This window comes from Luteimonas sp. TWI596 (assembly GCF_039674105.1).
Classification (GTDB): domain Bacteria; phylum Pseudomonadota; class Gammaproteobacteria; order Xanthomonadales; family Xanthomonadaceae; genus Luteimonas.
Window position 1 is genome coordinate 1 of sequence record NZ_JBDJMU010000003.1, and the last position, 15,630, is coordinate 15,630.

The window sequence follows — 15,630 nt, forward strand, 5'->3', positions numbered from 1 at the left end:
GGTGGTCACGCTGATCAACCCGGTGGCGATGGACGAAGGCCTGCGCTTCGCGATCCGCGAAGGCGGCCGGACCGTCGGCGCCGGTGTCGTGGCCAAGATCATCAAGTAAGCCGATAGCCCACGCGTTGGGCTTGGACGCAAGCGAGCGGACCGGTCCTCCGGTCCGTTCCGGTTTTCGCAGGGCAGGGGCTTGCGCCGGCCCTGCGGTACCCGCTAGAATGCAAGACCCTCGCGGGTTGGCTGATCCACGCCAGCCCGCGACATTGCGAAATGAGGTGCAGGATGCCCTCGTCTTCGCCAGACACGGAAATGTCGCGAGGCTGCGCTCCACCCGTTCCGAAGGTCTTCGGAGCACGATGGGATGGAGCGGGTTATTGCGTCTGCAATTCCAGGTCTGGGCGGATCGGGCGACCGATCTGCCTTTCGTTTTTCCAGGGAAAGGCCCCGGGGCGCGGGTGAATGCTCCGGTCAGCCACGATTTCACAGGGGTTCCGCGCACCCAGCCGCGGGCCCGTCGCTCTTTTAACGAAGGATATTTCCGTCATGACGGACCAAAAGATCCGGATCCGCCTCAAGGCGTTCGATCATCGTCTGATCGACCGTTCGGCCAGCGAGATCGTCGAAACCGCGAAGCGGACAGGCGCCCAGGTGCGCGGCCCCATCCCGCTGCCGACCAAGATCGAGCGTTACACCATCCTCACGTCGCCGCACGTCGACAAGGATGCGCGTGACCAGTACGAGACCCGCACGCACAAGCGCGTGCTCGATATCGTCGACCCCAACGACAAGACCGTGGACGCGCTGATGAAGCTCGAGCTCGCGGCTGGCGTCGACGTCCAGATCAAGCTGACCTGAGGGCCGCCACCATGACCGCGAAGATTCATTCGTTGGGCATCGTCGGCCGTAAGGCCGGCATGAGCCGCGTGTTCACCGAAGACGGCAAGTCCGTACCGGTGACGCTGATCGAAGCCACCCCCAACCGTATCACCCAGGTGAAGACCCCCGAGACCGACGGCTACAGCGCCGTGCAGGTCACCGCCGGCAGCAAGCGTGCCGTGCTGGTCAACAAGCCCGAAACCGGTCACCTCGCCAAGGCGAAGGTCGAAGCCGGCCGTGGCCTGTGGGAGCTGCGCGTGGCCGACGACAAGATCGCCGACTTCAGCGTCGGCGGCGAGATCCGCGCCGACATCTTCGAAGTGGGCCAGCTCGTCGACGTCCAGGGCGTCACCAAGGGCAAGGGCTTCCAGGGCACGATCAAGCGCTGGAACTTCAAGATGGGCGACGCCACGCACGGTAACTCGCTGTCGCACCGCCAGCCCGGTTCGCTGGGCCAGCGCCAGACGCCGGGCCGCGTGTTCCCGGGCAAGAAGATGTCGGGCCACATGGGTGCCGACGTCCAGACGACGCAGCGCCTGCAGATCGTCAAGGTCGACGCCGAGCGCGGCCTGATCGCGGTCAAGGGCGCCGTGCCGGGCGCGCCGGGCGGCGACGTGATCGTGCGTCCGTCGAGCAAGGCATAAGGAGTAGCACGATGGAACTCGCAATCAACAACAGCAGCAGCAAGCTGTCGGTCTCCGACGCCGTGTTCGGCCGCGATTTCAGCGAGGATCTGGTTCACCAGGTCGTCGTCGCCTATCGCAACGCCGGCCGCGCCGGCACCAAGGCCCAGAAGACCCGTTCGGAAGTCAGCGGCACGACCAAGAAGTCGAAGAAGCAGAAGGGCGGCGGTGCACGTCACGGCGCCCTGACCGCTCCGATCTTCGTCGGCGGTGGCGTGACCTTCGCGGCCAAGCCGCGCAGCTTCGAGCAGAAGGTCAACCGCAAGATGTACCGCGCGGCGATGTCGGCGATCCTGTCCGAGCTCAACCGTCAAGGCCGTCTGACGATCGTCGAGACGTTCGACCTGACCGAGACCAAGACCAGCGGCATGATCGCCAAGCTCAAGGAATTCGACCTGGGCAAGCGTCCGCTGATCGTGACCGAAGACGCGTCCGAGCACCTGTACCTGTCGGCACGCAACCTGCCGTACGTCGAGATCCGCGACGTGCAGGGCCTGGATCCGGTCGCGCTGGTCGGCGCCGATTCCGTGCTGATCACCACCGATGCGGTGAAGAAGATCGAGGAGTGGCTGGCATGAACGACGCCAAGCTCTATGAAGTGATCCGTGCGCCGCGCGTGTCCGAGAAGACCGCGCGCCTGCAGGAACTGTCCAACCAGTACGCGTTCGAAGTGTCGACGGTCGCCACCAAGGCCGACATCAAGGCCGCGGTCGAGAAGCTGTTCGACGTCAAGGTCGAGGCGGTCAACGTCGTCAACGTGAAGGGCAAGAACAAGTCCTTCCGTCAGCGCCAGGGCAGCCGCGGCGACTGGCGCAAGGCCTACGTGAAGCTGGCCGATGGCCAGTCGATCGACGTCATGAACGCGAAGGTCTGAGGAAGCCCCGATGCCATTGATGAAATTCAAGCCCACGTCCGCCGGTCGCCGCTCCGCGGTCCGCGTCGTGCACCCCGAGCTGCACAAGGGTGCGCCGCACGCCGCGCTGGTCGAGAAGAAGAGCAAGTCGGGTGGTCGCAACCACCACGGCCGGATCACCACCCGCCACATCGGCGGCGGTCACAAGCAGCACTACCGCATCGTTGACTTCAAGCGCGACAAGGAAGGCATTCCGGCGCGCGTGGAGCGCATCGAGTACGACCCCAACCGCACCGCGCACATCGCGCTGCTGGTGTACGTCGACGGTGAGCGCCGCTACATCATCGCCCCCAAGGGCCTGAAGGCCGGCGATCAGGTGATCGCGGGTTCCGACGCGCCGATCAAGACCGGCAACACGCTGCCGCTGCGCAACATCCCGGTCGGCTCGACGATCCACTGCATCGAGATGAAGCCCGGCAAGGGCGCGCAGATCGCGCGTGCCGCCGGTGCTGCCGTCCAGCTGATCGCCCGTGAGGGCGTCTACGCGACGGTGCGCCTGCGTTCGGGCGAAGTGCGTCGGGTGCCGTCGGAGTGCCGCGCCACGATCGGCGAGGTCAGCAACGACGAGCACAGCCTCGAGAAGCTCGGCAAGGCCGGCGCCAAGCGCTGGCGCGGCGTCAAGCCCACCGTCCGCGGTGCGGCGATGAACCCGGTCGACCATCCGCACGGCGGTGGTGAGGCCCGCGCCGGACAAGGCAACCCGCACCCGGTCACCCCGTGGGGCGTGCCGACCAAGGGTTACAAGACCCGCCATAACAAGCGGACGCAGCAGTTCATCGTGCGCGACCGTAGGAGCTGATAGACCATGGCACGTTCACTCAAGAAGGGTCCGTTCGTCGACCACCACCTCATCAAGAAGGTCGAGGCCGCCGGCACCAACACCAAGAAGCCGATCAAGACCTGGTCGCGCCGCTCGATGGTCCTGCCGGAAATGGTCGGCTTCACGATCGCCATCCACAACGGCAAGAACCACATTCCGGTGCTCGTCAACGAGAACATGGTTGGCCACAAGCTCGGCGAGTTCGCCCTGACCCGGACGTTCAAGGGTCACGGCGGCGACAAGAAGTCGGGCAGGTAAGGAGCGCACAATGGACAAGGCAACGAAAGCCCGCCTCGAAGAGCAGAAGCGCGCTCGCACCGAGGTCAACAAGCGCACCGCGATCCTGCGGACCGCGCGCATCTCGCCCCAGAAGGCCCGCCTGGTCGCCGACCAGGTCCGCGGTCTGCCGGTCGAGCGCGCCGTCGGCCTGCTGAAGTTCTCGGACAAGAAGGCCGCGCACCTGATCAAGAAGGTCGTCGAGTCGGCCATCGCCAACGCCGAGAACAATGCCGGCGCCGATGTCGACGAGCTGAAGATCGCCACCATCACGGTCGACGAAGGTCCGACGCTGAAGCGCTTCATGGCGCGCGCAAAGGGACGCGGTACCCGCATCCTCAAGCGCACCAGCCACATCACCGTCGTCGTGGGAGAGGGCAAGTAAATGGGTCATAAAGTTCATCCCACCGGTATCCGCCTGGGCATCGCCAAGGACTGGAACTCCAAGTGGTACGCCGGCAAGAAGGAATACGCCGAGTACCTGGCCGCCGACCTGAAGGTCCGCGAGATGCTGCGCAAGCGCCTGGCGCAGGCCGGCATCAGCAAGATCCTGATCGAGCGTCCGGCCAAGACCGCGCGCGTGACGATCCACACCGCCCGTCCGGGCGTGGTGATCGGCAAGCGCGGCGAGGACATCGAGAAGCTGCGCAAGGACGTGAGCCAGATGATGGGCGTTCCGGCGCACATCAACGTGACCGAGGTCCGCAAGCCGGAGCTCGACGCGCAGCTGGTCGCCGAGTCGATCGCGCAGCAGCTCGAGCGCCGCATCATGTTCCGTCGCGCGATGAAGCGTGCGGTCGGCAATGCGATGCGCCTGGGTGCGCTGGGCATCAAGGTCAACGTCGCCGGCCGCCTCAACGGCGCCGAGATCGCACGTTCGGAGTGGTACCGCGAAGGTCGCGTGCCGCTGCACACGCTGCGCGCCGACGTCGACTACGGCTTCGCCGAGGCCAAGACGACCTACGGGATCATCGGCATCAAGACCTGGATCTACAAGGGCGAGATCTTCGATTTCTCCCAGGTCGGCCAGGAGAAGCAGGACGACACGCCGCGCGGCGAGCGTGGTGACCGCGGAGACCGCGAGCGCCGTGGTCCGCGTCGTGAACGCGAGGCGAGGGACTAATCATGCTGCAACCCAAGCGAACCAAATACCGCAAGATGCACAAGGGCCGTAACGAAGGCCTGTCGTGGAGCGGCAACGCCGTCAGCTTCGGCGAGTACGGCCTGCGGGCCACCGCGACCGGCCAGCTGACCGCGCGTCAGATCGAAGCCGGTCGCCGGACCATCAGCCGTCACGTCAAGCGCGGCGGCAAGATGTGGATCCGCGTGTTCCCGGACAAGCCGATCACCAAGAAGCCGATCGAAGTCCGAATGGGCTCGGGCAAGGGCGGCGTGGAGTACTGGGTCGCCCAGATCCAGCCCGGCCGCATGATCTACGAGATCGAGGGCGTCGAGGAGACGGTGGCACGCGAAGCGTTCCGCCTGGCTGCCGCCAAGCTTTCGGTCACCACCCAATTCGTGACCCGGACGGTGCGCTGATGGCTACGACCAAGGAACTCCGCGAGAAGTCGGCAGAAGAGCTGCAGTCGCATCTGCTCGAGCTGCACAAGGAGCGTTTCTCGCTCCGCATGCAGAAGGCGACCGGTCAGCTGACCAAGACGCACGAAGCCCGTCGGGTGCGCCGCGAGATTGCGCGCGTCAACACCCTGATCGGCCAGAAGAAGTAAGGACCCGACCATGAATACCGAGAAGAAGCAGCGCACGGTCCAGGGCCGCGTGGTCAGCAACAAGATGGACAAGACCGTCACGGTGCTGGTCGAGCGTCAGGTCAAGCACGCCCTGTACGGCAAGTACATCAAGCGTTCGACCAAGCTCCACGCCCACGACGCCGAGAACGCCTGCCAGGAAGGCGATCTGGTGAAGGTCGTCGAGATCGCGCCGATGTCCAAGACCAAGAACTGGCGTGTGACGGAAATCGTCGCGCGCGCGGCCGAATAACGAGGAGCTCGAAATGATCCAGATGCAGAGCCACCTCGATGTGGCCGACAACAGCGGTGCCAAGGAAGTGATGTGCATCAAGGTGCTCGGCGGCTCCAAGCGCCGCTACGCCGCGATCGGCGACATCATCAAGGTGTCCGTGAAGGAAGCGATTCCGCGCGGCAAGGTCAAGAAGGGCGAAGTCTACGACGCCGTCGTGGTGCGTACCCGCAAGGGTGTGCGCCGTCCCGACGGTTCGCTGATCCGCTTCGATGGCAACGCCGCGGTGTTGCTCAACAACAAGCAGGAGCCGATCGGCACCCGCATCTTCGGGCCCGTGACCCGTGAGCTTCGTTCCGAGAAGTTCATGAAGATCGTGTCGCTCGCTCCCGAAGTGCTCTGAGCGGAGAGAACACGAACATGGCCAATCGAATCAAGAAGGGCGACCACGTCATCGTGATCGCCGGCAAGGACAAGGGCAAGCGCGGCGATGTGGTGCGCGTGGTCGGCGACAAGGTCGTCGTCTCCAACGTCAACCTCGTCAAGCGTCACACCAAGCCCAATCCGCAAGCCGGCCAGGCCGGTGGCGTGATCGAGCGCGAAGCTCCGATCCACGCTTCGAACGTGATGCCGTTCAACCCTGCCACCGGCAAGGGCGAGCGCATCGGAACCAAGAAGCTCGAGGATGGACGCACGCTGCGCGTGTTCCGCTCGAGCGGTGAGGCGCTCGACGCCTGAGGATGCTCAAAATGACGACCCGTCTGGAACAGTTCTACAAAGATGAAGTGGTGCCGAAGCTCATGGAGCAGTTCGGTTACGACAACATCATGCAGGTCCCGCGCCTGACCAAGATCACGCTCAACATGGGCGTGGGCGAGGCGGCCGCGAACAAGAAGATCCTCGAGAACGCCACTGCCGACATGGCCAAGATCAGCGGCCAGAAGCCGCTGGTGACCAAGTCGCGCGTGTCGGTCGCCTCGTTCAAGATCCGCGACGGCTGGCCGATCGGCTGCAAGGTCACGCTGCGCCGCAACCGGATGTACGAGTTCCTCGACCGTCTGGTGAACGTCTCGCTGCCGCGCGTGCGCGACTTCCGTGGCGTGTCGGGCCGTTCGTTCGACGGCCGCGGCAACTACAACATGGGCGTGAAGGAACAGATCATCTTCCCGGAAATCGACTTCGACCAGGTCGACGCGATCCGCGGCATGGATATCGCCATCACCACCACCGCACGCACCAACGAAGAAGCCAAGGCACTGCTCGAAGCCTTCCGCTTCCCGTTCCGCAACTGAGGAAAGCACATGGCAAAGACGTCCATGGTCAACCGCGAGGTCAAGCGGACCAAGCTGGCCAAGCAGCATGCCGAGAAGCGTGCGGCGCTGAAGAAGATCATCAGCAGCCAGACCGCGAGCTACGAGGAGAAGATCGAGGCCGCGACCAAGCTGCAGAAGCTGCCGCGCGACTCCTCGCCCTCGCGCCAGGTCAACCGTTGCGCCCTCACGGGCCGCCCGCGTGGCGTGTACAGCAAGTTCGGCCTGGGCCGCAACAAGCTGCGCGAAGCCACGATGCGCGGCGACGTGCCGGGCCTGCGCAAGGCCAGCTGGTAATCGAGCGGGAGGGGTACGGGTCTGGCGTTCCGGCGCCGGGCCTGTACAATACCGCCCCTCACGCTGTACCCCGGCCGGGCCACCGGTCGGTTCAAAACTAGAATTCGCGAAAGCGGATATCGGTGCACTCAGAAGGTAATCATCATGAGCATGACTGATCCCATCGCCGACATGCTGGTCCGCATCAAGAATGCGGCAGCGGTCGGCAAGCAGACGGTGAAGATGCCGTCGTCCAAGATCAAGGTCGCCATTGCCACCGTCCTCAAGGACGAGGGGTATATCGGCGATTTCCGCGTGACCGAGAACGGCGCCAAGGCCGAGCTCGAGATCGTCCTCAAGTACTACGAAGGCCGCCCGGTGATCGAGCGCCTGCAGCGCTTCTCGCGTTCGGGCCTGCGTCAGTACCGCGGCAAGGATGCGCTGCCCAAGGTCCTCAACGGGCTCGGCATCGCCATCATCTCCACCTCGAAGGGCATCATGACCGATGCGCAGGCGCGCCAGCAGGGCGTCGGCGGTGAAGTCCTGTGCTTCGTGGCCTAAGGGAGTAAGCGCACAATGTCCCGCGTCGCCAAGAAGCCCATCGCCCTGCCCAAGGGCGTCGAACTCAACATCCAGCCCGAGCTGGTCAGCGTCAAGGGCCCGAAGGGCACACTGTCGCTCGCCAAGCCGGCGTCCATCGAGGTCAAGGTCGAAGACGGCACTGCGCTGCTGTCGGCCGCCGACCCGTCGCAGATCGCCCTGACCGGGACCCTGCGCGCGATCGTCGCCAACATGGTCCACGGCGTGTCCGAAGGTTTCGAGCGCAAGCTCGAGCTCGTCGGCGTCGGTTACCGTGCCGCGGTCCAGGGCAAGGACCTGAACCTCTCGCTCGGGTTCTCGCATCCGGTCGTGTTCCAGGCGCCCGAAGGCATCACCCTCAGCACCCCCACCCAGACCGAGATCCTGGTCCAGGGCGCGGACAAGCAGATGGTCGGCCAGGTCGCGGCGAAGATCCGCGGATTCCGTCCGCCGGAGCCCTACAAGGGCAAGGGTGTGAAGTACTCCGACGAAACCATCATCCGTAAGGAAGCCAAGAAGGCGTAAAGGCCGGGAATCGGGATGGGAAAATCCGGCTGCACGCCAGGCACCGTCAGGTGCGCGCCTGCCCCGCCGCGTTTTCCCACGCCCCAAGCCCGACTTCTGTGTCCAGGCCGATCCGCTTCCACGAGGTCACCATCATGAGCATCAAGAACACCGCCCGCCTGCGTCGCGCCAAGTCGACCCGTGCGCGCATCCGCGAACTGGGCGTGCCGCGCCTGTCGGTGCTGCGCACCGGCCAGCACATCTACGCCCAGCTGTTCAATTCGGACGGCTCGAAGGTCCTGGCTTCGGCCAGCACGACCCAGAGCGATGTCCGCGAGGGTCTGAAGAACGGCAAGAACGCCGACGCCGCAGCCAAGGTCGGCCGCGCCATCGCCGAGAAGGCCAAGGCTGCGGGCATCGAGCGCGTCGCGTTCGATCGTTCGGGCTACCGCTACCACGGTCGCATCAAGGCGCTGGCCGATGCTGCGCGCGAGGGCGGCCTGCAGTTCTGATCCAAGCTGTCGGCGCCGCGCCTGATGCGCGGCGTCGCCTGACGCGCCGGCACGCGATGTGTCGGACGCCCGCGGCCTTCTGTGCCGCGTCCGCGTTCCACCGCACCAGACCACAACGCCAAGCGGCCTAAGCCGTACATCATTTCTCCAATACAGGCATCCAAGATGGCAAACGAAAGGGATAACCGCGGGCGCGACCGTAATCGCGACCGCGAAGAGCTCGACGACGGCATGATCGAGAAGCTGATCACGGTCAACCGCGTCAGCAAGACCGTCAAGGGCGGTCGCCAGTTCACGTTCACCGCGTTGACGGTCGTCGGCGACGGCAACGGCAAGGTCGGTTTTGGCTACGGCAAGGCGCGCGAAGTGCCGGTCGCGATCCAGAAGTCGATGGAGCAGGCCCGCAAGAACCAGAAGTCGGTCGATCTCAACGGCAGCACGCTGTGGCACACGGTCAAGTCGCGCCACGGTGCGGCGAACGTGTTCATGCAGCCTGCCTCCGAGGGTACCGGCGTGATCGCCGGTGGCGCGATGCGCGCCGTGCTCGAGGCGGTCGGCGTGAAGGACGTGCTGGCCAAGGCGGTGGGTTCGCGCAATCCGATCAACCTGGTGCGCGCGACGATCCGCGGCCTGTCGGAGATGCATTCGCCGGCGCAGATCGCGGCCAAGCGCGGCAAGAAGCTGGAGGACATCACCCATGGCTAAGAACGAAGCCGCTGGCGGCACCGTCAAGGTGCGCCTGGTGAAGGGTCTGCGCGGCTCGCAGGCCAAGCACCGTCTGTCGGTCAAGGCGCTGGGCCTGAGCAAGCTCAACGACGTGCGCGAACTGAAGGACAGCCCGCAGGTCCGTGGCCTGATCAACAAGGTCCACTATCTGGTTCGGGTCGAGGAGTAATCACATGAAGCTCAACACTCTCAAGCCCGCACCGGGCGCCCGCACCGAGCGCACCCGCGTCGGTCGCGGTATCGGCTCGGGCCTCGGCAAGACCGCCGGCCGCGGCCACAAGGGTTCGTTCGCGCGTTCGGGCAAGGGCAAGATCAAGGCCGGCTTCGAAGGCGGCCAGATGCCGCTGCGCAAGCGCCTGCCGAAGGTCGGCTTCCGTTCGCGCCTGAAGAACGACACCGCCGAGGTCTTCCTGTACCAGCTCGAAAAGCTCGAAGGTACGGTCGATTTCGCCGCGCTGCGTGCCGCCAAGCTGGTGTCGGCGACCGCCAAGCGCGCCAAGATCGTCAAGAACGGCGAGATCGGCAAGGCGCTGACCTTCAAGGGCCTGCTGGCCACCGCTGGCGCCCGTGCGGCGATCGAAGCGGCCGGCGGCAAGGTCGAGGAGTAATCGCCGATGTCGCGGAGCGGCAGCGCAATGGGCGGGGTTGGCGCCGGGCTCGGTAAGTTCACCGAGCTCCGCCAGCGCCTGCTGTTCGTGCTCGGGGCCCTGATCGTCTATCGCATCGGGTGCTTCATCCCGGTCCCGGGCGTCAATCCCGAGGCCATGCTGCAGCTGATGGAGCAGCAGGAAGGCACGATCGTGGACATGTTCAACATGTTCTCCGGTGGTGCGCTGTCGCGCTTCAGCCTGTTCGCGCTGAACGTGATCCCGTACATCTCCGCGTCCATCGTCATGCAGCTGCTGGTGCAGGTGGTGCCGAGCCTGAAGGCCATCCAGAAGGAAGGCGAGTCGGGCCGTCGCCGCATCACCCAGTGGTCGCGCATCGGCGCAATCCCGCTGGCGATCTTCCAGTCGGCGGGTATTGCGGTGGCGTTGCAGAGCTCGGGCGCCAACAACGGCATCCCGGTCGTCTACTCCCCGGGCATGGGCTTTGTGCTGACCGCGATCGTCGCGCTCACCGCCGGCACCATGTTCCTGGTCTGGCTGGGCGAGCAGGTCACCGAGCGCGGTATCGGCAACGGCGTGTCGCTGATCATCTTCGCGGGCATCGTTGCCGGCCTGCCGGGTGCGGTGTTCGGCACGATCGAGTCGCTGCGCAATGGCGACATGAGCCCGATCGCGGCGATCCTGCTGGTGGCGGTCGTGCTGGCGGCGACGTTCTTCGTGGTGTTCGTCGAGCGTGGCCAGCGCCGGATCACGGTCAACTACGCGCGCCGCCAGGGCGGTCGCAACGCGTATATGAACCAGACCTCGTTCCTGCCGCTCAAGCTGAACATGGCGGGCGTGATCCCGGCGATCTTCGCCTCCTCGATCATCATGTTCCCGGCGACGGTTTCGACCTGGTTCGGCGAGGCGGGCTCGGCGACCTGGCTGCAGCGCCTGGCGCAGGCGATGTCGCCCGGCGAGCCGTTGTACGTGCTGCTGTTCGGCGGCCTGATCGCCGGTTTCGCGTTCTTCTATACCGCGCTGGTGTTCAACTCGCAGGAAACGGCCGACAACCTGAAGAAGTCCGGTGCGTTGATTCCCGGGATCCGACCGGGCAAGGCGACGGCCGACTACATCGACGGCGTGTTGACCCGTTTGACCGCGGTCGGCGCGGCCTATCTGGTGCTGGTCTGTCTGCTGCCGGAGTTCATGCGCGCCGAGTTCGGCAGTTCGTTCCACTTCGGCGGGACGTCGCTGCTGATCGTCGTGGTCGTGGTGATGGATTTCATCGCCCAGGTCCAGTCGCATCTGATGTCGCACCAGTACGAAAGCCTGCTCAAGAAGGCCAACCTCAAGGGTGGCTCGCGCCCCCGTTGAGGTCTGGAAGTCCGGTGTCGCCCCGCAGGCTGGGGCGGCATGGGACCCCGGCCCCGCCGCCTGCGTGCGGTGGGCGCCGGTTGGTGGTATGCTACTTGGCTGCCGCCGGCGCTTCGTGCGCTGGCACAGATTCTTCGCGGTCCGGGACTCTCCCCGGCATCGCACGTCTCGCCCGGCAGGGCGGGGCACGGGTTCCGGACACACGCGCCGGGACCCAGGATGGGCGACTCGCGCGGCGGTCTCGGGCGCGAGTGGTGCAGGGTGATCCGCACGCCAGAGTAGCGCGCGGGGCAGTTCGGGGAGTCGTCCCCGGTTGCCGCCCCGGTACCGTCGCCGGAGCATGGGCACACTCCCCATGCCGGGTCGAGCCGCTGTGTCGGGGCGCGACTTCAAGAAGGTCCGAGGCCTTGCTATCATTTCATGTTCCCTTTTGTCGGGATTGAACCCCCGGCAGCCCCAACAGTTGGAGATCCGCGCATGGCGCGTATTGCAGGCGTGAACCTGCCTGCCCAGAAGCATGTCTGGGTCGGGCTTCAGAGCATCTACGGCATCGGCCGTACCCGGTCGAAGAAGGTCTGCGAATCCGCGGGCGTCGAGGCCACCACCAAGATCCGCGACCTGTCGGAGCCGGAAGTCGAGCGCCTGCGCGCCGAGGTCGGCAAGTACGTGGTCGAGGGCGATCTGCGTCGTGAGATCGGTATCGCGATCAAGCGTCTGATGGACCTGTCGTGCTACCGCGGCCTGCGCCATCGTCGCGGCCTGCCGCTGCGCGGCCAGCGCACCCGGACCAATGCCCGTACCCGCAAGGGTCCGCGCAAGGCCATCAAGAAGTAAGGAATCCTATTCATGGCCAAGCCCTCCGCAACCAAGACCAAGAAGAAGATCAAGCGCGTCGTCACTGACGGCATCGCGCATGTCCACGCTTCGTTCAACAACACGATCGTCACGATCACCGACCGCCAGGGCAACGCGCTCTCGTGGGCGACCTCCGGCGGTGCCGGCTTCCGCGGTTCGCGCAAGTCGACCCCGTTCGCAGCCCAGGTGGCTGCCGAGAAGGCCGGTAAGGCCGCGCTCGACTACGGCGTCAAGTCGCTGGAAGTTCGCATCAAGGGCCCGGGTCCGGGTCGTGAGTCGGCCGTGCGTTCGCTCAACAACGTGGGCTACAAGATCATCAACATCATCGACGTGACGCCAATCCCGCACAACGGGTGCCGTCCGCCGAAGAAGCGTCGCGTCTAAAGGAGCGATCAAGAAATGGCTCGTTATATCGGTCCTACCTGTAAGCTCGCGCGCCGCGAAGGCGCCGACCTGTCGCTCAAGAGCCCGACGCGTGCGTTGGATTCCAAGTGCAAGCTCGAGCAGAAGCCCGGCCAGCACGGCGCCGGCAACACCCGTCGCGGCAAGCTGTCCGACTACGCCACCCAGCTGCGCGAGAAGCAGAAGGTCAAGCGCATCTATGGCCTGCTGGAGCGTCAGTTCCGCAACTACTACAAGAAGGCCTCGACCAAGAAGGGCAACACGGGTGAAAACCTGCTGCAGCTCCTCGAGACCCGCCTGGACAATGTCGTCTACCGCATGGGCTTCGCGGTCACCCGCCCGGCCGCGCGCCAGCTGGTGTCGCACCGCGGCGTCACGGTCAACGGCCAGCCGGTCAATCTGCCGTCGTACCAGGTCAAGGCCGGCGACGCGATCGCGCTGTCGGAGAAGGCCCAGAAGCAGCTCCGCGTCCAGGAAGCACTGACGGTGTCCTCGTCGATGGACCTGTCGCCGTCGTGGGTCGAGGTCGACTCGAAGAAGTTCAGCGGCGTGTTCAAGGCCGTGCCGGACCGTGGCGACCTGCCGGCAGACATCAACGAAGCGCTGATCGTCGAGCTGTACTCGAAGTAATTCATTCAGGCCTCCGCGCCCCCCGGCGCGGACGGTCTCCAGGAGACACACAAACATGACGGCTACCGCCAACCAGGTACTGCGTCCCCGTGGCCCGCAGATCGAACGCCTTGCCGGCAACCGTGCAAAGGTCGTGATCGAGCCGCTGGAGCGCGGTTACGGGCACACGCTGGGCAACGCCCTGCGTCGCGTGCTGCTGTCGTCGATTCCGGGCTTCGCGATCACCGAAGTCGAGATCGACGGCGTGCTGCACGAGTACAGCACCATCGAGGGCCTGCAGGAGGACGTGCTCGAAGTCCTGTTGAACCTGAAGGACGTCGCGATCCGCATGGGCACCGGCGAGAGCGCGACGCTGTCGCTGTCGAAGTCGGGCCCGGGTGTGGTGACCGCCGCCGACATCAAGACCGACCACAACGTCGAGATCCTCAACGGCGAGCACGTGATCTGCCATCTGACCAAGGATGCGTCGATCAACATGCGCCTGAAGATCGAGCGCGGTTTCGGCTACCAGCCGGCCGCCGCCCGTCGTCGTCCCGACGAGGAGACCCGCGCGATCGGTCGCCTGATGCTCGATGCGTCGTTCTCGCCGGTCCGCCGCGTCGCCTATGAGGTCGAGGCCGCCCGCGTCGAGCAGCGCACCGACCTCGACAAGCTGGTCATCGACATCGAGACCAACGGCACGATCGATGCCGAGGAAGCCGTGCGCACCGCCGCCGACATCCTCACCGAGCAGCTGTCGGTGTTCGGCGACTTCACGCACCGCGACCGCGGTGCCGCCAAGCCGCAGACCCCGGGCGTCGATCCGATCCTGCTGCGCCCGATCGACGATCTGGAGCTGACGGTGCGTTCGGCCAACTGCCTCAAGGCCGAGAGCATCTACTACATCGGCGACCTGATCCAGAAGACCGAGGTCGAGCTGCTCAAGACGCCGAACCTGGGCAAGAAGTCGCTCACCGAGATCAAGGAAGTGCTCGCGCAGCGCGGCCTGGCCCTGGGCATGAAGCTCGAGAACTGGCCGCCGGCCGGCGTCTCCAGCCACGGCATGCTTGGCTGATGCAACACGCGAAAAGGCGCGTCCTCGAAGGACGCGCCTTTTCGCACATCGCCAGACGGGCTTCGAGGCCCGCGGCGATCGCCGGTGACGGATTGCCGGCTTCGGACCATCCGCAGTCCAAGTCACAACGCCAGGATGGCGACAACGATGTCCAACGACCCAACATTCACTGAAGGATCCATCCCATGCGCCACCAGAAAGCCGGTCGCAAGTTCAACCGCACCAGCGCCCATCGCGAAGCGATGTTCCGCAACATGGCCGCCTCGCTGATCAAGAACGAGCTGATCAAGACCACGCTGCCCAAGGCCAAGGAACTGCGTCGCGTTGCAGAGCCGCTGATCACGCTGGCCAAGGTCGACGGCGTCGCCAATCGCCGCCTCGCGTTCGCGCGTCTGCGCGACAAGGAAGCGGTCGGCACCCTGTTCACGACCCTTGGCCCGCGCTACCAGTCGCGTCCGGGTGGCTACCTGCGCATCCTGAAGGCGGGCTTCCGCGCCGGCGACAACGCGCCGATGGCCTACGTCGAGCTGGTCGATCGCCCGCAGGCCGACGCCGCCGAGTAAGGCTGGCCGATCGGGCATCGCCCGGTCCTTGCCGTTTGGAAAGCCCCGGCCATGCCGGGGTTTTCTGCGTTTTGGGCGCGCTCGCGCGGCGACGGCCCGTCGCTTTGCGCAGCAGGCCTTTGGCTTTCGCCGCTGCGGCGAGATAATCGCCGACGTCCCTTCCTGGCCCATCTCCATGAATCCACTGCGCTGGTCGTTCCGCACCCTGATGCTCGCCGGCGGTGTCGCCTGCTTTGCGCTGATCGGCTTTGCGATCTACTCGCAGCTGCAGTGGGGATTGCAGCCGTGTCCGTTGTGCATCTTCCAGCGCATCGCGTTCGCGGCGCTGGGCCTGGTGCTGCTGGTCGCCGGGGCGCATGCGCCCAAGGGGCAGGGCGGACGCCGCATCTACGGCCTGCTGGGCCTGGCGGCGGCCGCGGTCGGTATCGGCATCGCCGGGCGCCATGTCTGGCTGCAGATGCATCCGCCGGGCTTCGTGACCTGCGGTGCGCCGTTCGCCTTCATGCGCCAGACCATGGACACGCCGACACTGATCCAGAAAGTGCTGACCGGCAGCGGCGATTGCGGCACGATCGACTGGACGCTCCTCGGTCTGTCGATGCCCGCCTGGAGCCTGCTGTGGTTCGTATTGCTGGGTGCGGTCGCGGTGTATGCCGCATGGCGCCCGCGCCGCGGCGCCCATGCGCGCGGCCGAAATTGACGCGGCGCAG

At 65.6% G+C, this 15,630-nt stretch carries 28 protein-coding genes and 1 pseudogene; all 29 read left to right on the forward strand.

Translation table 11 applies throughout. From position 1 onward, the window contains the following. Positions 1-109 (forward strand): annotated as a pseudogene (locus ABE487_RS02685) (elongation factor Tu); the annotation flags it as partial. Positions 110-543: 434 nt separating this feature from the next. Beyond that, positions 544-855 (forward strand): 30S ribosomal protein S10, encoded by a 312-nt coding sequence (gene rpsJ, locus ABE487_RS02690; RefSeq protein WP_047137645.1) that lies wholly within the window; start codon positions 544-546, stop codon positions 853-855. Between the two features lie 11 nt (positions 856-866). Continuing rightward, positions 867-1,520 carry a 50S ribosomal protein L3 gene (gene rplC, locus ABE487_RS02695; protein WP_241945547.1) on the forward strand — a complete coding sequence of 218 codons (654 nt, stop codon included), beginning with the start codon at positions 867-869 and terminating at the stop codon, positions 1,518-1,520. An 11-nt stretch (positions 1,521-1,531) separates the two neighbouring features. Next, positions 1,532-2,137, forward strand: coding sequence for a 50S ribosomal protein L4 (rplD, locus tag ABE487_RS02700; RefSeq protein WP_346443300.1), 606 nt, complete (start codon positions 1,532-1,534; stop codon positions 2,135-2,137). Beyond that, a complete protein-coding gene (gene rplW / locus ABE487_RS02705) occupies positions 2,134-2,433 on the forward strand; it encodes a 50S ribosomal protein L23 (protein ID WP_183426252.1) in 300 nt (99 codons plus the stop codon). The genes rplD and rplW overlap by 4 nt, the downstream gene beginning before the upstream one ends. A gap of 10 nt (positions 2,434-2,443) precedes the next feature. Further along, positions 2,444-3,271: a 50S ribosomal protein L2 gene (gene rplB / locus ABE487_RS02710; RefSeq protein ID WP_047137641.1), complete on the forward strand. Its 828-nt coding sequence runs from the start codon at positions 2,444-2,446 to the stop codon at positions 3,269-3,271. Positions 3,272-3,277: 6 nt separating this feature from the next. Beyond that, positions 3,278-3,550 carry a 30S ribosomal protein S19 gene (gene rpsS, locus ABE487_RS02715; protein WP_047137640.1) on the forward strand — a complete coding sequence of 91 codons (273 nt, stop codon included), beginning with the start codon at positions 3,278-3,280 and terminating at the stop codon, positions 3,548-3,550. A gap of 10 nt (positions 3,551-3,560) precedes the next feature. Continuing rightward, positions 3,561-3,953, forward strand: coding sequence for a 50S ribosomal protein L22 (gene rplV / locus ABE487_RS02720; RefSeq protein WP_047137639.1), 393 nt, complete (start codon positions 3,561-3,563; stop codon positions 3,951-3,953). After that, entirely contained in the window at positions 3,954-4,691 is a 738-nt protein-coding gene (gene rpsC, locus ABE487_RS02725) for a 30S ribosomal protein S3 (RefSeq protein WP_047137638.1), read from the forward strand. Positions 4,692-4,693: 2 nt separating this feature from the next. Beyond that, on the forward strand, positions 4,694-5,107 hold the full coding sequence (rplP, locus tag ABE487_RS02730) for a 50S ribosomal protein L16 (protein ID WP_183426251.1): 414 nt from the start codon (positions 4,694-4,696) through the stop codon (positions 5,105-5,107). Beyond that, the gene (gene rpmC, locus ABE487_RS02735) at positions 5,107-5,295 is read left to right on the forward strand and encodes a 50S ribosomal protein L29 (RefSeq protein ID WP_047137636.1); all 189 of its coding nucleotides are present in this window, start codon (positions 5,107-5,109) and stop codon (positions 5,293-5,295) included. Before rplP ends, rpmC begins: the two co-directional genes overlap by 1 nt. 10 nt (positions 5,296-5,305) lie before the next feature. Continuing rightward, positions 5,306-5,566 (forward strand): 30S ribosomal protein S17, encoded by a 261-nt coding sequence (gene rpsQ / locus ABE487_RS02740; RefSeq protein WP_047137635.1) that lies wholly within the window; start codon positions 5,306-5,308, stop codon positions 5,564-5,566. A gap of 13 nt (positions 5,567-5,579) precedes the next feature. Further along, entirely contained in the window at positions 5,580-5,948 is a 369-nt protein-coding gene (rplN, locus tag ABE487_RS02745; protein WP_047137634.1) for a 50S ribosomal protein L14, read from the forward strand. Positions 5,949-5,965: 17 nt separating this feature from the next. Then, positions 5,966-6,283, forward strand: a complete 318-nt coding sequence (gene rplX, locus ABE487_RS02750) for a 50S ribosomal protein L24 (protein ID WP_047137633.1) — start codon at positions 5,966-5,968, stop codon at positions 6,281-6,283. A gap of 11 nt (positions 6,284-6,294) precedes the next feature. Then, on the forward strand, positions 6,295-6,837 hold the full coding sequence (gene rplE / locus ABE487_RS02755; protein WP_047137632.1) for a 50S ribosomal protein L5: 543 nt from the start codon (positions 6,295-6,297) through the stop codon (positions 6,835-6,837). A 9-nt stretch (positions 6,838-6,846) separates the two neighbouring features. Continuing rightward, positions 6,847-7,152 (forward strand): 30S ribosomal protein S14, encoded by a 306-nt coding sequence (rpsN, locus tag ABE487_RS02760; protein WP_346443294.1) that lies wholly within the window; start codon positions 6,847-6,849, stop codon positions 7,150-7,152. A 144-nt stretch (positions 7,153-7,296) separates the two neighbouring features. After that, complete coding sequence (gene rpsH, locus ABE487_RS02765) at positions 7,297-7,692, forward strand: 30S ribosomal protein S8 (protein WP_183426249.1); 396 nt, start codon at positions 7,297-7,299, stop codon at positions 7,690-7,692. A 15-nt stretch (positions 7,693-7,707) separates the two neighbouring features. Next, positions 7,708-8,235, forward strand: a complete 528-nt coding sequence (gene rplF / locus ABE487_RS02770; protein ID WP_183426248.1) for a 50S ribosomal protein L6 — start codon at positions 7,708-7,710, stop codon at positions 8,233-8,235. Between the two features lie 134 nt (positions 8,236-8,369). Further along, positions 8,370-8,726: a 50S ribosomal protein L18 gene (gene rplR, locus ABE487_RS02775; protein WP_183426247.1), complete on the forward strand. Its 357-nt coding sequence runs from the start codon at positions 8,370-8,372 to the stop codon at positions 8,724-8,726. A 165-nt stretch (positions 8,727-8,891) separates the two neighbouring features. After that, entirely contained in the window at positions 8,892-9,431 is a 540-nt protein-coding gene (rpsE, locus tag ABE487_RS02780; protein ID WP_346443292.1) for a 30S ribosomal protein S5, read from the forward strand. Continuing rightward, positions 9,424-9,621: a 50S ribosomal protein L30 gene (gene rpmD, locus ABE487_RS02785; protein WP_346443290.1), complete on the forward strand. Its 198-nt coding sequence runs from the start codon at positions 9,424-9,426 to the stop codon at positions 9,619-9,621. The genes rpsE and rpmD overlap by 8 nt, the downstream gene beginning before the upstream one ends. 4 nt (positions 9,622-9,625) lie before the next feature. After that, positions 9,626-10,060: a 50S ribosomal protein L15 gene (gene rplO / locus ABE487_RS02790; RefSeq protein WP_346451007.1), complete on the forward strand. Its 435-nt coding sequence runs from the start codon at positions 9,626-9,628 to the stop codon at positions 10,058-10,060. 6 nt (positions 10,061-10,066) lie between these two features. Then, positions 10,067-11,416, forward strand: coding sequence for a preprotein translocase subunit SecY (gene secY / locus ABE487_RS02795; RefSeq protein ID WP_241945554.1), 1,350 nt, complete (start codon positions 10,067-10,069; stop codon positions 11,414-11,416). Between the two features lie 477 nt (positions 11,417-11,893). Next, complete coding sequence (gene rpsM / locus ABE487_RS02800; protein WP_346443288.1) at positions 11,894-12,250, forward strand: 30S ribosomal protein S13; 357 nt, start codon at positions 11,894-11,896, stop codon at positions 12,248-12,250. A gap of 12 nt (positions 12,251-12,262) precedes the next feature. Then, on the forward strand, positions 12,263-12,655 hold the full coding sequence (gene rpsK / locus ABE487_RS02805) for a 30S ribosomal protein S11 (RefSeq protein ID WP_047137623.1): 393 nt from the start codon (positions 12,263-12,265) through the stop codon (positions 12,653-12,655). 15 nt (positions 12,656-12,670) lie between these two features. Then, positions 12,671-13,303 carry a 30S ribosomal protein S4 gene (rpsD, locus tag ABE487_RS02810; protein WP_183426242.1) on the forward strand — a complete coding sequence of 211 codons (633 nt, stop codon included), beginning with the start codon at positions 12,671-12,673 and terminating at the stop codon, positions 13,301-13,303. Positions 13,304-13,358: 55 nt separating this feature from the next. Further along, a complete protein-coding gene (gene rpoA / locus ABE487_RS02815) occupies positions 13,359-14,357 on the forward strand; it encodes a DNA-directed RNA polymerase subunit alpha (RefSeq protein ID WP_047137621.1) in 999 nt (332 codons plus the stop codon). Positions 14,358-14,542: 185 nt separating this feature from the next. Next, entirely contained in the window at positions 14,543-14,920 is a 378-nt protein-coding gene (gene rplQ / locus ABE487_RS02820; protein ID WP_183426241.1) for a 50S ribosomal protein L17, read from the forward strand. A 175-nt stretch (positions 14,921-15,095) separates the two neighbouring features. Further along, complete coding sequence (locus ABE487_RS02825; RefSeq protein WP_346451009.1) at positions 15,096-15,620, forward strand: disulfide bond formation protein B; 525 nt, start codon at positions 15,096-15,098, stop codon at positions 15,618-15,620. The last annotated feature ends 10 nt before the right edge of the window (positions 15,621-15,630 follow it).

Coding starts and splice junctions, on each gene's coding strand:
- rplP (WP_183426251.1), top strand. CDS start 4,694: ATGCTGCAACCCAAGCGAACCAAATACCGCAAGATGCACAAGGGCCGT.
- rplO (WP_346451007.1), top strand. CDS start 9,626: ATGAAGCTCAACACTCTCAAGCCCGCACCGGGCGCCCGCACCGAGCGC.
- rpsS (WP_047137640.1), top strand. CDS start 3,278: ATGGCACGTTCACTCAAGAAGGGTCCGTTCGTCGACCACCACCTCATC.
- rpsD (WP_183426242.1), top strand. CDS start 12,671: ATGGCTCGTTATATCGGTCCTACCTGTAAGCTCGCGCGCCGCGAAGGC.
- rplN (WP_047137634.1), top strand. CDS start 5,580: ATGATCCAGATGCAGAGCCACCTCGATGTGGCCGACAACAGCGGTGCC.
- rpsC (WP_047137638.1), top strand. CDS start 3,954: ATGGGTCATAAAGTTCATCCCACCGGTATCCGCCTGGGCATCGCCAAG.
- ABE487_RS02825 (WP_346451009.1), top strand. CDS start 15,096: ATGAATCCACTGCGCTGGTCGTTCCGCACCCTGATGCTCGCCGGCGGT.
- secY (WP_241945554.1), top strand. CDS start 10,067: ATGTCGCGGAGCGGCAGCGCAATGGGCGGGGTTGGCGCCGGGCTCGGT.
- rplB (WP_047137641.1), top strand. CDS start 2,444: ATGCCATTGATGAAATTCAAGCCCACGTCCGCCGGTCGCCGCTCCGCG.
- rpmD (WP_346443290.1), top strand. CDS start 9,424: ATGGCTAAGAACGAAGCCGCTGGCGGCACCGTCAAGGTGCGCCTGGTG.
- rplQ (WP_183426241.1), top strand. CDS start 14,543: ATGCGCCACCAGAAAGCCGGTCGCAAGTTCAACCGCACCAGCGCCCAT.
- rplX (WP_047137633.1), top strand. CDS start 5,966: ATGGCCAATCGAATCAAGAAGGGCGACCACGTCATCGTGATCGCCGGC.
- rplV (WP_047137639.1), top strand. CDS start 3,561: ATGGACAAGGCAACGAAAGCCCGCCTCGAAGAGCAGAAGCGCGCTCGC.
- rpsM (WP_346443288.1), top strand. CDS start 11,894: ATGGCGCGTATTGCAGGCGTGAACCTGCCTGCCCAGAAGCATGTCTGG.
- rplW (WP_183426252.1), top strand. CDS start 2,134: ATGAACGACGCCAAGCTCTATGAAGTGATCCGTGCGCCGCGCGTGTCC.
- rpsH (WP_183426249.1), top strand. CDS start 7,297: ATGAGCATGACTGATCCCATCGCCGACATGCTGGTCCGCATCAAGAAT.
- rpsJ (WP_047137645.1), top strand. CDS start 544: ATGACGGACCAAAAGATCCGGATCCGCCTCAAGGCGTTCGATCATCGT.
- rplE (WP_047137632.1), top strand. CDS start 6,295: ATGACGACCCGTCTGGAACAGTTCTACAAAGATGAAGTGGTGCCGAAG.
- rpsN (WP_346443294.1), top strand. CDS start 6,847: ATGGCAAAGACGTCCATGGTCAACCGCGAGGTCAAGCGGACCAAGCTG.
- rpsE (WP_346443292.1), top strand. CDS start 8,892: ATGGCAAACGAAAGGGATAACCGCGGGCGCGACCGTAATCGCGACCGC.
- rplD (WP_346443300.1), top strand. CDS start 1,532: ATGGAACTCGCAATCAACAACAGCAGCAGCAAGCTGTCGGTCTCCGAC.
- rplR (WP_183426247.1), top strand. CDS start 8,370: ATGAGCATCAAGAACACCGCCCGCCTGCGTCGCGCCAAGTCGACCCGT.
- rplC (WP_241945547.1), top strand. CDS start 867: ATGACCGCGAAGATTCATTCGTTGGGCATCGTCGGCCGTAAGGCCGGC.
- rpsQ (WP_047137635.1), top strand. CDS start 5,306: ATGAATACCGAGAAGAAGCAGCGCACGGTCCAGGGCCGCGTGGTCAGC.
- rpsK (WP_047137623.1), top strand. CDS start 12,263: ATGGCCAAGCCCTCCGCAACCAAGACCAAGAAGAAGATCAAGCGCGTC.
- rpoA (WP_047137621.1), top strand. CDS start 13,359: ATGACGGCTACCGCCAACCAGGTACTGCGTCCCCGTGGCCCGCAGATC.
- rplF (WP_183426248.1), top strand. CDS start 7,708: ATGTCCCGCGTCGCCAAGAAGCCCATCGCCCTGCCCAAGGGCGTCGAA.
- rpmC (WP_047137636.1), top strand. CDS start 5,107: ATGGCTACGACCAAGGAACTCCGCGAGAAGTCGGCAGAAGAGCTGCAG.